The sequence below is a fragment of the Cytobacillus sp. Hz8 genome (genome assembly GCF_042263505.1).
GTDB lineage: Bacteria > Bacillota > Bacilli > Bacillales > Cytobacillaceae > Bacillus_BE.
Genome location: NZ_JBHKFI010000015.1, coordinates 21,706 through 34,493, shown reverse-complemented (window position 1 = coordinate 34,493; position 12,788 = coordinate 21,706). Strand labels below are relative to the sequence as shown.

Annotated in this window: 10 protein-coding genes and 1 pseudogene; all 11 read left to right on the top strand. The window is 37.4% G+C overall.

Annotated elements, in window-relative coordinates:
- Positions 1-68 precede the first annotated feature (68 nt).
- Positions 69-1,373 carry an MFS transporter gene (locus ACE38V_RS16605; protein WP_375842936.1) on the top strand — a complete coding sequence of 435 codons (1,305 nt, stop codon included), beginning with the start codon at positions 69-71 and terminating at the stop codon, positions 1,371-1,373.
- Positions 1,374-1,453: 80 nt separating this feature from the next.
- Positions 1,454-2,026, top strand: coding sequence for a TetR/AcrR family transcriptional regulator (locus ACE38V_RS16600; protein WP_375842934.1), 573 nt, complete (start codon positions 1,454-1,456; stop codon positions 2,024-2,026).
- Between the two features lie 863 nt (positions 2,027-2,889).
- Positions 2,890-3,072: pseudogene (locus tag ACE38V_RS16595) on the top strand (HNH/ENDO VII family nuclease); the annotation flags it as partial.
- 232 nt (positions 3,073-3,304) lie between these two features.
- Positions 3,305-3,802: a hypothetical protein gene (locus ACE38V_RS16590; RefSeq protein ID WP_375842933.1), complete on the top strand. Its 498-nt coding sequence runs from the start codon at positions 3,305-3,307 to the stop codon at positions 3,800-3,802.
- A 618-nt stretch (positions 3,803-4,420) separates the two neighbouring features.
- Complete coding sequence (locus ACE38V_RS16585) at positions 4,421-4,732, top strand: PTS sugar transporter subunit IIB (protein WP_375842931.1); 312 nt, start codon at positions 4,421-4,423, stop codon at positions 4,730-4,732.
- Positions 4,733-4,750: 18 nt separating this feature from the next.
- On the top strand, positions 4,751-6,031 hold the full coding sequence (gene celB / locus ACE38V_RS16580) for a PTS cellobiose transporter subunit IIC (protein WP_375842929.1): 1,281 nt from the start codon (positions 4,751-4,753) through the stop codon (positions 6,029-6,031).
- A gap of 108 nt (positions 6,032-6,139) precedes the next feature.
- Positions 6,140-6,445 carry a PTS sugar transporter subunit IIA gene (locus ACE38V_RS16575; protein ID WP_375842927.1) on the top strand — a complete coding sequence of 102 codons (306 nt, stop codon included), beginning with the start codon at positions 6,140-6,142 and terminating at the stop codon, positions 6,443-6,445.
- A 91-nt stretch (positions 6,446-6,536) separates the two neighbouring features.
- Positions 6,537-7,925 (top strand): glycoside hydrolase family 1 protein, encoded by a 1,389-nt coding sequence (locus ACE38V_RS16570; RefSeq protein ID WP_375842925.1) that lies wholly within the window; start codon positions 6,537-6,539, stop codon positions 7,923-7,925.
- A 197-nt stretch (positions 7,926-8,122) separates the two neighbouring features.
- The gene (locus tag ACE38V_RS16565) at positions 8,123-10,057 is read left to right on the top strand and encodes a BglG family transcription antiterminator (protein ID WP_375842923.1); all 1,935 of its coding nucleotides are present in this window, start codon (positions 8,123-8,125) and stop codon (positions 10,055-10,057) included.
- 29 nt (positions 10,058-10,086) lie between these two features.
- The gene (locus tag ACE38V_RS16560) at positions 10,087-11,013 is read left to right on the top strand and encodes an ROK family protein (protein WP_375842921.1); all 927 of its coding nucleotides are present in this window, start codon (positions 10,087-10,089) and stop codon (positions 11,011-11,013) included.
- A gap of 16 nt (positions 11,014-11,029) precedes the next feature.
- Positions 11,030-11,986, top strand: coding sequence for a mannose-6-phosphate isomerase, class I (manA, locus tag ACE38V_RS16555; protein ID WP_375842919.1), 957 nt, complete (start codon positions 11,030-11,032; stop codon positions 11,984-11,986).
- The last annotated feature ends 802 nt before the right edge of the window (positions 11,987-12,788 follow it).

Here is a 12,788-nt window from a genome sequence, read left to right as displayed (position 1 = left end):
TAATGTTCATTCTTCAGGTAAAGACTAGAAAGCTAAAAAAATAGCAATCTTAAGGGAGATGAATAAAAATGTTGCCAGAATCAATAGTGGGAGTCGCAAAAACAAGAAAAAGATATGGAATTGCTGTTTCACTGTTTATTTTGTATTTAATTGCTTATGTGGACAGAGCCAATATTACCATTCTTTTGGCTGATAAACCTTTTACCGATGCACTGGGCATTACAGGCGATTTCACAGCTCAAGGATTGTTGATGACATTTTTTCTGTTAACATACGGTTTAGCAAATTTCATAACTGGAGCGATGTCAGATAAACTGGGTTCCAGAGTCATCCTAACGATTGTCTGCATTTGTTGGGCGGTCGACATGATACTAATGGGGTTTACCTCTGCTTTTATCCTAATGTTGATCTTCCGTGCCGTTCTGGGGTTTGCAGAATCACCGCTTACTCCGACAACAGACCGTCTGGTTATGCGTTGGTTCCCTTCATCAGAAAGAAATTTTGCCAATGCGATTTGGCTGGTGGGACTTACTTTAGCTCCGGTCATTACTCTTCCCTTAGTGGCAAAAATAACAGCTGTCTTGGGCTGGCGTGCTAATTTCTTTATCTTTGGCTTAATCGGATTGATAATTCCGATTATACTAATCTATCGATATGTTTATGATAGGCCGTCCGACCATCCGTCTATCAGTAAATGGGAATTGGAGCATATTGGGGATGGGCTAGAGGTAAAAAAAGATGCCAAAGCCGACAATAAACCATCTATATGGAAACGTTATGATTACTGGTTTTTGATTGCTTCCTATAGTCTTGCAATTGGATTTGGATGGGGACTCATGTCATGGTTCCCATCTTATCTTACAAAAGAATTGAATATTAGTTTTATTAACAGCAGCTTCTTGTCGGCTTTGCCATGGGTAGCCAGTATCGTCATTGTGCTGATTGTAAGTCCTTTGGCAGACCGTCTAAAAACTCGAAATTGGCTATTAATAGTGGCACTCACTGTATCAGCAACTTTGATGTATGTTGCCACGTTATTTCAAAATGTCACCCTGATTGTTACTATTATGTCTATCGCAACAGGAGTCGTACAAATTTGTGTGTTTGTGTCTCATTTTGCACTTCAAAGTATGGCAAATAGCTGGAATATTGCTACTGCTGGAGGAGTGATGAACGGAACTGGTTATGTTTGGTCCGCTCTTGTCCCATTGGCTGTTGGCGCAATTATTGATGCTACAGGTACTTTTACAAGCGGGTTTATTTTCCTTATTGGTACGGGATTACTTGGAGCCATCTTGGCAATTCCTGTTTATGTACAAGAATTAAATGGAAATAAACAAGTGATTTCCGAGGAGCCTAATCAAATGATTTAGAAACCATTGAATCACCTCTGAATCATAACTGATAAGCAGCCGGCAAACATGCTAATATATAGAGGAAAGGGGTGGTTGAGATGGATACAAAAACAAAAATCATCAACGAAAGCATTTTGCTTTTTGAAAAAAACGGTTATGCCGAAACCTCCATTAATGACATTATTAATAGTCTGGGCATTTCAAAAGGAGGATTTTACTATCATTTTGAATCCAAACAGCATCTATTAAAATATATATTTTTACAATTTATCGAAGGGTTGATTGAAGAACAAGATAAAATTCTTATGAATCAAGAATTCGATTGCAAAACAAAGATTTACAAAATTATTCAAATGATCATTTCGAAGATTGGAAAAGAAGGAAAGGGCGCCCAAATCTTCTTTCGCCAAATGAATTATTTGAATGAGGAGGATTTAAAAGAGGTTGGGGCAAAAAGAAATTTACTTCGTTTGCGTTTGAAGAATCTTATAGAAAAAGGAATTGAGGAGAAGGAGTTCCGAGGCGATCTCCGAACAGATATCCTTGCATTAGGAATCCTGGGAATTTGTAACTGGAGCTACTTTTGGTTTGACGCTGAAGGCTCCGCCTCCGACGAGGAAGTAAGCAAAATCTATATCGAAATGATCGTTAATGGTTTGCGTCTTGAGTAAATTGTGAAGAAGCAGGGTGACGGTTCTCTGCTTCTTTTTATTTGGAAGGAAACAAGGAATCGTCCTCTAGTCTCCATTTTGGATATTAATCTCCGTTGCGGTGCAATAGTTTGCTGTAATTACCCTTTATCCCACTCTTAACGGACAGTAAGACTCCCACTTCAAGATTCTGAGAATACGAAGAAGATAAGTGGGAGATCAACTGTCCGTAAAGGTCCGACGACGGACAGGAGGTCCTAGTCAGGCGAAGCCACAGGACGTGGCGTTATGAGCGTGATAAGTGAAATAAGATTTTTCTTTGGGCTTCAGCCCTTAGAAAAATCAATCAGGCTTTGCGTGACTAACCATCAGTGGGGGATGAATGGCAGACTAAAAGCGCGACGTCCTGTCGCAACGTCTGCACTAGCACGTCCTGTGCGTCGAAAACCCCCACTGATGGAAGTTTCAATTTATGATTTTAGTTTAAATAAAGTGATTTAATATTGGGCTATTTATATTCAAATGTTAAGAGAGTGAAGGCATCATAATTGTTGTTGCTTTCGCTCTCTTTATTTTTAATCAAACGTTTGATTGAATTCTCCTTGACAGTATTAAAAAATATCAAGATAAATTAATTTTCACAATTACTTCCAATATTTAGAAATAACATATGCGAAAAGTATATTATTTTCATAAATAGATTATATGAATTCTGGCATTTTCGTGGAAATAGGAGGAAAGGCCTTCGGTAATAGGTCTGTAGGAACATTGACGCTTTTTGACTGAAATTGGATAATAAATCGATATAATAGTAGAAAATGCAGGAGATGGGGGAAGACAAATTTTTAATTAACGAAAAGCGGAAGACCACCAATTTGGAAGGAGGAACTAGAATAAAACTTCATCATTTAATCCAAAAAGAGCCAGGATCAATGGTGGAACTCCCAAATAGTATGCATAAGGAATATGATAGAATATTGCATGGTTTAGCGGAGAATGGTGGTAGCTTTAGAAATGACCCTGTTTTAAGCGCTATATTAAAAAAGGGAAAAGAGGCAAAGCATTAGTAAATCTATCTGATTTCAAATCTAAGCGATAGAACCTAATGGTTAATTATAACTAGGATATAAGGTTTGAAAACATGCTAGTTCATAAAAAATATACAAAATATAGGAAATAATGAGCATGATTGTGTGTGTTTATATCCCATATAATGGAATGTGTGAGGATCGATGAGAAAGCTAAGTTTCGAATTTTCCTATACATAGGAGAAATTTCTTAAAGGGAGGAGGATATATAATGGAAAACAATAGGGGGGAATTTTACTCCAATAGAGTATTAACAGGTCTAATTGGAATTGTATTATTAGGTATGTTATATATCGGTTATACACAGCTTTTAGAAGATCCATACGGTTTAACCTCTACTGCAGTCGTGGTGATGTGGGTTGTTTCTGTTTTGCTTTTAGTATTTGGAATAGGAAGTTTAATCAAGGCGATTGATCCTAGACCAGTGGTAATTATCAATTCTGAAGGATTAAAGATAAGGACTTTTGTGCTTTTTGAAGAATTTGTTTCGTGGGAAGAAGTCAAAGGGGTAAATCAGCAACGTTATAAAAGTCAGGTTGTAAGTCTTTATGGTTTCGCAAGAGTAACGACTAATATTCTAAGAATTTATCGCCCACAAAAGCGTTCAATTGCAATTAATTTGACTTTATTAAATAAACGCGGAAAGCAGTTTCATGAGACTCTATCCTATTATTTAAATTCTAAAGAAAAGGAAGTTATAGGTAAGTAGGGAACTTTTTCAAGTAGGAATCAGAGAAAGGGGTCAGCTTGTCCCACAAAAAATTTATAATGAATCTTATTAATAAATCTAAAGAAAAGCCATGTGGAGAGGGGAATTTCTGCAAGGCTTATTTTTTTGAAGAAAAATGATATGCAGCAGGCATTTAAAAAGTAGATTCCTTTGGTTTGCAGGAGGAGAATCCTTTCCAAAGGGGACTTCCTATGAAGATTCGAGGATGCTATTTTTAGAGCAGGCAAGGAGACCATTCCTTCACAAAGCTTAGATAAAAATTATTATGCCGTTATCAAGCTCTATTGTCCAAATCTTTACTTGGGAGCTTGTCCCGTGTGGTCTTGCTTTGTTATTTATTATATTGATGGGCAAAGCGAAAATGGAATTAGTGAAGGAGAACTATAGTAAAGAAGTTAAAATTAAAAGGACCTTTCATTTTAATCGATGAGAGGTCTTTTTGATGAGAATCTTCCCACATTTCCTCTTTCACTCATTCATTTCCTCCACCTAACGGAAAAACAATATGTGTAGTTGAAATCGTTTTCAATCTACAATACAAATATAAGTTAAAACAATCATTTAAATGAAATATAAACTGCAAGGAGGACTTATATTATGAAACGTATCTTATTAGCATGTTCATCTGGAATGTCTACAAGCTTACTTGTATCTAAAATGAAAGAAGCAGCAGAAGCAAAAGGAATTGAAGCTGAAATTTGGGCAGTAGCTCAGGATAAGGCTATGAAGGATATTGAAAGAGCTGATGTCTTGTTAATCGGCCCACAAATGAGATTTATGAAGAAGAAGTTTTCTACAGTAGCCGATCAAATTGGAGTTCCTTTAGATGTGATTGACCCAGTGGCATATGGTCGAATTGATGGAGAGGCTGTTTTGGATAAAGCTTTAGAATTAATTGCCAATAAATAAGAGAATGGAGGATAACTAATGAATAAGTTTATGCAAGTTCTGGAAAACATCCTTTTACCATTAGCGGATAAGTTGAATAATAACCGGTATTTAACCGCTCTTCGCGATGGATTTATGGTAGCATTACCACTTATCATTTTTGGTTCTATCTTTGTTGTCATAGCGAATTTCCCTTTCTTAGACCATATTATTAGCAAAGATGCTTATACAGCTTATCAAAATGCATTAGGGCCGGCATCTGCCGCAACGCTTAGTATTATGGGGCTGTTCGTCATTATTGGGATAGGATATAAGCTGACTGAACATTATGGCGGAGAGGCTATTTATGGCGCAGTCGTTGCTTTAGCAGGTTTCCTTATTTTAACTCCACAAGTTCTTGACAAAGTAACTGGGGTCATTCCAACTTTTACACTTGGTGCTCAAGGGATGTTCTTAGGGATTATCACAGCATTTGTTGCAGCAGAGCTCTATCGATTCTTTGTGAATAAAAATTGGACGATCAAGATGCCAAATGGTGTTCCTGGCGCTGTATCAAGGTCATTTAGTGCATTGATCCCAATTACTTTAACTCTTACAGTATTTCTTGTCGTTCGTATCTTATTTAGCTACACATCTTTCGATACTGTTCAGAACTTTATCTATACAATCATTCAAGAGCCATTAACAAAACTCGGAAGCGGTCTTCCAGCAACGATTGTTGCCGTTCTATTAATCCAAGTCTTCTGGTTCTTCGGTTTACATGGTCAAATCATTGTAAACTCAGTATTTGATCCAATCTGGTACGCATTAAATGATGAAAACTTAAAAGCATTCCAAGCAGGTACTGAATTACCTAATATCATTACAAAACAATTCGTTGATTCCTTCTTAGTAGGTATGGGCGGAACAGGTATGACATTAGGCGTTGTCTTCTTGATCTTCCTTATTGGGCGAAGCAGACAAATTAAAGAGCTAGGCAAACTCGGGGGGCCAGCTGGAATCTTTAACGTAAATGAACCGATTATCTTTGGACTTCCAATCGTGATGAATCCATTGATTCTTATTCCATGGTTGTTAGCCCCAGTCGTTGTGACAATTATTACTTATGTTGCGATGTCAACAGGTCTTGTACCACCACCAGCAGGAATTATCGTACCATGGACTACTCCTGTTATAATCAACGGATTTTTAGCAACAGGCAACCACTGGCAAGGTGGAGCTTTACAATTAGTTAACTTACTTGTAGTAATGGCAATCTGGTGGCCATTCCTTAAAATTCTAGATAAAAACTATTACGAAACTGAAAAAAAGGGCGCATAATAAGTCCTTAACAACTATGAATTGAAAAATAAATAACGACCCCGAGCTCATATTAGGAGGGGTCGCCTTCATATTTAATAATCAGGAGATCTTTAGAGGTGATTAGTCATGGATAAAATAACAGAAATAGCTTTTCAAATTATTTTATTTGCAGGAAATGGGAAATCCAATGCAATGGAAGCTATCCAAGAGGCAAAGGCAGGAAATTTTGAAGAAGCGGATAAATTAATTGAGGAAGCAAGTACGGAGCTAGGAAAAGCACACGGATTTCAAACAAGACTGCTTCAAGAAGAGGCCAGTGGAACTGGTGCAGAAGTGAATGTTATTTTAATCCATTCACAAGATCATTTAATGACAGCTATGACTGTTAGAGATCTCGCAATCGAAATTATTGAAATCTATCGTAATAAGTAAGACAATAAATTCTTTTTTTAATAGAATTTTAATCGCTTAGAATTGTGGTTTACTTTGGAAAGTCGGCTAGACAAGTATTGGAGGTAATCATATGTCAGTAACATACAAATTTCCAGAAGGCTTCTGGTGGGGAAGTGCAACTTCTGCCACGCAAATTGAAGGTGCCGCAAATGAGGGTGGAAAGGGAAAAAATATTTGGGACTTTTGGTACTCACAAGAGCCAAATCGCTTCTTTAATGAGGTAGGTCCTGAATCTACTTCTAATTTCTATTATCAATATAAAGAAGATATACAATTAATGAAAGAAATCGGTCATAATAGTTTTCGGATGTCCATCTCCTGGTCTAGATTAATTCCAGGCGGACGCGGTAAAGTAAATGAGGAAGCAGTAGATTTTTATAATCGAGTGATTGATGAATTAATTGCAAACGACATTGAACCATTTGTGAATCTTTATCATTTTGATATGCCTCTTGAACTGCAAAATGAGGGCGGATGGGAAAGCAGAGAAGTTGTGGATGCTTATGTTGTTTATGCAGAAGAATGCTTCCGATTATTTGGTGATCGCGTGAAAAAATGGTTTACTTTTAATGAGCCAATTGTTCCAGTAGAAGGAGGTTACCTGTATGACTTCCATTATCCAAATGTGGTTGATGGAAGACGTGCGGTTCAAGTTGCCTACCATACCATAGTTGCTCATGCGAAAGCTGTTCATGCTTTCCGGACAATCAATATTCAGGATGGAAAAATTGGAATTATCCTAAATCTTACTCCATCATATCCAAGAAGTCAGCACCCAGCAGATTTAAAGGCAGCAAATTTTGCTGATTTATTCTTTAACCGCAGTTTCCTAGATCCAGCCGTACTTGGTGAATATCCACAGGAATTAATTGAGATTTTAAGAGAGCACAGTCAATTGCCTGTTACCGAGCCAGGAGATAAAGATATTTTAAAAGCCGGTAAGGTTGATATCTTAGGTGTAAACTACTATCAACCAAGGAGGGTGAAAGCGAAAGATCACTTGCCTAATCCTTATAGTCCGTTTATGCCTGATTGGTTCTTCGATAATTACGAAATGCCAGGTAGAAAGATGAATAAATATCGTGGATGGGAAATTTATGAAAAAGGCATCTATGATATTATGATGAATCTAAAAGAAAACTATGGCAATATCGAATCATTCATTTCTGAAAATGGAATGGGCGTTGAGAATGAAGAGCGCTTTATCAGAGATGGGGAAATTCAGGATGATTATCGCATTGATTTCATTCGTGAGCATTTAAAATGGCTTCACAAGGCAATTGAAGAAGGATGTAACGCAAAAGGCTACCATCTTTGGACGTTCATGGATAATTGGTCTTGGATGAATGCGTATAAGAATCGCTATGGCTTCATTTCAGTTGATGTGGAAACGAAAAAACGGGCATTCAAGAAAAGTGCTTATTGGATAAAAGAAGTATCGCAAAATAACGGTTTTTAATTTATTTGGCCAATTGGTAAAATCCTGTTGTAAAATTTAGTGATTTTTTTAGAAATGAAAATAAAAAAGGAGGTTCTGGTTCTGTTTACGGATCAGGACCTTTTTGGGCAATTATCTTGAGATAAAAAATCTGTAAGAGGGGAAAACTATTGAATTGATAATAGCCCAAAAACGGATAATAAGGAGTAGAGTCCTTTATGTTAAACTCCCGCATGAAAAACATTTTACGAGAATTAATGACGGCCCAAAGTCCTATTACGGGCTCTTACTTGGCTAATCTTAATCAAGTGACCACAAGAACGACACGTGAAGATGTGAGAATCCTTGATTCCGTGCTGAAGAGTAATGGGGCACAAATTGAATCGATTATGGGAAAAGGTTATAAGCTCGAAATAACCGACGATCAGAAGTTGAGAAAATATTTGCAGTCTAACCTTAGCAGTGAGGTGGCAGCGGAAGGATTTGTTCCAAAAACACCCGAAGAACGAGTTTCTTATATGATTAAACGGTTGCTTTTAACAGAAGCATATGTAAAGTTGGATGATTTAGCTGATGAAATGTATGTAAGCAAGTCAACCATTCAAAATGACTTGAAATATGTCAAGCAAATACTGGCTAAGTACGATATCACTTTAGATTCTAGACCTAATTATGGGTTAAAAGTGACGGCGAGTGAAATGAAGTTACGTTTTTGCATGGCTGAGTATTTATTTGACCGTAATGAGGGAAATAGAAATCAATCGTTAGCTCCTCATTTATCTCCTCTTCCAAAGGAAGTGCTTGATATTATATTAGAGATTATTATGAGGCAAATTCAATTGAATCATATCACTTTATCGGATATTGCCATCAATAATCTTCTTCTCCACATTGCTATTGCCTATAAAAGAATTAAAAGCGGCAACCATGTGAAATTGTATAAAACAGATATGCAAGAAATTATGGGGCAAAAGGAATATCAGGTTGCTAAGGAAATTGTTGCCGAAGTGGAGCAGGCTTTTATGGTTCAGTTTCCGCAAGCTGAGATTGCCTATATTGCCATTCATCTTCTAGGAACGAAAATGCTCTCTCAGACAAATGCCGGAGAACATGTGATAGAGCAAGCAATTGATGAAGAAATCTTAAGCCTGGTAATGGCGGCCTTAGACCGCGTAGAACAGGAACTAAACTTAAATCTTAAGAGTGATAAGGAACTGATAATGGCATTAAGCTTGCATTTAAAACCTGCTGTAAATCGCTATAAATACGGAATGAATATCAGAAATCCAATGCTCGAGGATATTAAAAAGAACTATCCGTTGGCGTTTGAAGCAGGAGTAGTGGCGGGATTAGCTATTGAGGAGCATACGGGAACAGAAATGGACGAGAACGAAGTAGGATATCTCGCTCTTCATATCGGTGCAGCAATCGAGAGAGAAAAACTACAATCCGGACCAAAACGTTGCTTAATTGTTTGTGCATCTGGTTTTGGAACGGCCCAATTACTCTTTTATAAACTCAAAAATAAATTTGGCAGAAGTTTGGATGTGATTGGAACGACCGAGTATTATAAGTTAAGTCAGTATGATTTGAAAGATGTCAATTTTATCGTGAGTTCCATTCCTATTCCGGAAAAGCTTCCTGTTCCTGTGATTGAAGTAAATGCGATTCTTGGGGATAGTGATATTGATAAAATTAAAGAATTTATTGGGAATAGCAAACAGCATATTCATACTTATTTTAGAGAAGAGCTTATGTTCTTTGGTAAAAAACTCAATAGCCAAGAAGAGGTACTTGAATTTTTGCATGCGAAGCTTTATGGTATGGGGCTGGTTGAGCCAAGCTTTCTTGAAGCTATTTATGAGCGGGAAAAGGTTGCTCCAACTTCCTTTGGAAATTTAGTGGCCATTCCACATCCTATCACACCAAAATCTGAACAAACCTTCCTTGCTGTATGTACGTTAGAGAAGCCTGTTATATGGAAGGATAAGCCGGTTCAATTTGTATGCTTATTGAGTGTGAAGAAAAACAGTCAGGAAGATTTACAATCCATGTATGAACTGTTAGAAAAGATTATTGATAACAAATCAATTGTTCAAAGTTTAATTAAAGTGAAAAGCTATGATGAATTTATGAGAGTGCTAGTTGAGTAGGCTTAGACATGACTGATGGAGGTTTACGGATGAGGTATTCAATAGGTGTTGATATTGGCGGAACAAAGGTTGCGATTGCAGTAGTGGATGCGGATGGGAAAATAATCGAACAAACGAAACTCCCAACCGACCTTTCTATCTCTCCAAGGGAGCTGATTGTACGGATTAACGAAGCTATTGAGCATTTAATTAAAAAGAGCTATATTGAAATGGAGCAGATGATTGGTATTGGTATTGGTGCACCGGGACCTTTAGATAGCCGAAATGGGAAAATTACTTGTCCGCCTAATCTTCCAAACTGGGTAGATGTCCCTATTGTGGCTTGGATGAATGAAAAATGGAAGATCCCCATTCGGCTAGAAAATGATGCAAATGCCGCCGCCCTTGCAGAAAAATGGATTGGTGCAGGAGTAGGAGTAAATCATTTTGTCTATGTAACGGTTAGTACAGGCATCGGAACAGGAATTATTGCAGATGGAAAACTGCTTCACGGAAGAAAAGGAAATGCTGGTGATATTGGACACACTGTCATCGATCCCTCCTTTGGAAAATGTACATGCGGACAATATGGCTGTCTTGAGTCCATTGCATCTGGTACAGCTATTGCAAAGCGTGGATCAGATATTATGGGAAGAGAGTTAACAACGAAAGAGGTCTTTGATTTATATCAGCAAAAAGAAGGAGCAATTGTCGAATTAATTGATCGCATTTTTCGTGTGTTAGGAGTAGCTTGTGTGTCAATTATCAACACGTTCGATCCAGAAAAAATAATCATAGGCGGTGGGGTCTCAAATGTGGGCGCCACACTATTTAATGCAATACAAGATTATGTCAGCCAATATGCCTTAAATCCAACAGGAAGAACAACAGAGGTTGTTCCTGCAAAGCTCAGTCAAGGAGCGGGGGTCGTGGGAGCGGCAGCCCTGTGTTTTGAAGTAATGAGTGATTCGGAATAGAGTAGGAGCGATTATGATGATTAAGGAACCAATTTTTTTATCCCCCTTTTTTCAAGAACGAATTTGGGGAGGAAATAAGTTAAGCACGCTGTTTGGTTATGATATTCCAAATCAGCATACAGGTGAAGCGTGGGTTATATCTGCCCATCAGCATGGGCAATCAAAGGTTAAGAGTGGCGCATATAAAGGAAAAAGCTTACGCCAACTCTGGGAGGAGCATCCTGAGTTATTTGGGAAAAAAACGACAAGTGGTCAAGAATTTCCTTTGCTTGTGAAAATACTCGATGCCAATGATGATTTATCGATTCAAGTTCATCCAGATGATCAGTATGCCCGGGATGTTGAAGGTGTCATGTATGGGAAAACGGAATGCTGGTATGTACTAGACTGTGAAGAAGGGGCAGAAATTGTCTTTGGTCACAATGCAAGCAATCCTACCGAGTTTAAAGAAATGGCAGATCGTGGTGAATGGAATCATCTGCTTAATAGAGTGAAGGTTAAGAAAGGCGACTTTTTCTTTGTTCCAAGTGGTACCATCCATGCCATAGGAAAAGGAATTGTGATTCTCGAAACTCAGCAAAGCTCGGACACGACTTATCGTGTATACGATTATGATCGGGTAGATGCTAAAGGGGTGAAAAGAGAGCTGCATCTTGATAAAGCAATCGAGGTCACTCGTTATCAGGATTTAGGAGAACCCCCGGTTAGAATTGAAAAAAGAGTGGAGGATTTAAATCAGACTCAACTTGTTAAATCACAATACTTCTCCGTTTATTACTGGAATCTTACTGGAGCAGTTCATCAGCCAATAGTAGCCGACTACTTACTTGTTAGTGTGATAAAGGGAAAAGGAGAACTAGTTATTGGTGATCAAACATATACATTTGCTAAGGGGGATCATTTTATTCTCCCAGCAACGGTTGATCGATATGTATTAAAGGGTCAGGCGGAGTTTATTGTATCGCATGAATAAATGTTAAGAAGGAGGAAGATTCAAGAATACTTGAGTCTTTCTTTTTTCTGTGAAAATCTTTTTACTCATAATTTCTCCGTCTCCATGTTGAATTCTCAAGTTGTATTTTTTTATTATACAAAAAAGTATCCCATAGTGACTTTTTTAAGTGTCTACTCTATAGGGTACATTTTAGCTTTTGCGTGTTTTTTTAAACTTTAAGTGTCAAACTCCCGAGGAAAATTTAAAAGGAGCTCCCCTCTTCCATAGATTTTAGGATATAATATAAAATATATACCATATAATTACATTGGTGGGATTTTTTATGGCTCCTATTATATTACAAAAAGAAATTACCTTATGAAGAATAAATTATTGCTGTTCATTATTATTGTAGCTGTAATTGGCTGCTCAGCGTTTGGTTATATATCGTATAAAAAACATTCTGCAAAGACGGCTGTGGAACACTACCTTATTCATGTTAAACATATTGAAGCAGATCGTATTGAAACATTGGAACCATTCATTGCTAATATAGCAGGTGATAAAAATTGGATGGTCTACGTGAAATTAAAAGATGATAAGAAGCACTATTATTATTACAAAGATCATAAAAGGGATAAAGTTATATTGGAATCTACTAGCATAAACGGACACTCATACTAAAAAAGAGTGGGAAAAATCCCCTCTTTTCTTCTTACCAGTTGATAGTTTTTACGAGTTTAAATTTATTATATTTCAAGTTGTCAGGATTAGTATATGAGTATGGCTGAATGATGCTGGGTCTTTTCCAAACGTAGTGAGGAAAACGACCGGTTGTAGA

Bases quoted from the DNA above. Each gene is read 5' to 3' on its own strand.
- ACE38V_RS16605 (WP_375842936.1), top strand. From the start codon at position 69: ATGTTGCCAGAATCAATAGTGGGAGTCGCAAAAACAAGAAAAAGATAT.
- ACE38V_RS16600 (WP_375842934.1), top strand. From the start codon at position 1,454: ATGGATACAAAAACAAAAATCATCAACGAAAGCATTTTGCTTTTTGAA.
- ACE38V_RS16590 (WP_375842933.1), top strand. From the start codon at position 3,305: ATGGAAAACAATAGGGGGGAATTTTACTCCAATAGAGTATTAACAGGT.
- ACE38V_RS16585 (WP_375842931.1), top strand. From the start codon at position 4,421: ATGAAACGTATCTTATTAGCATGTTCATCTGGAATGTCTACAAGCTTA.
- celB (WP_375842929.1), top strand. From the start codon at position 4,751: ATGAATAAGTTTATGCAAGTTCTGGAAAACATCCTTTTACCATTAGCG.
- ACE38V_RS16575 (WP_375842927.1), top strand. From the start codon at position 6,140: ATGGATAAAATAACAGAAATAGCTTTTCAAATTATTTTATTTGCAGGA.
- ACE38V_RS16570 (WP_375842925.1), top strand. From the start codon at position 6,537: ATGTCAGTAACATACAAATTTCCAGAAGGCTTCTGGTGGGGAAGTGCA.
- ACE38V_RS16565 (WP_375842923.1), top strand. From the start codon at position 8,123: ATGTTAAACTCCCGCATGAAAAACATTTTACGAGAATTAATGACGGCC.
- ACE38V_RS16560 (WP_375842921.1), top strand. From the start codon at position 10,087: ATGAGGTATTCAATAGGTGTTGATATTGGCGGAACAAAGGTTGCGATT.
- manA (WP_375842919.1), top strand. From the start codon at position 11,030: ATGATTAAGGAACCAATTTTTTTATCCCCCTTTTTTCAAGAACGAATT.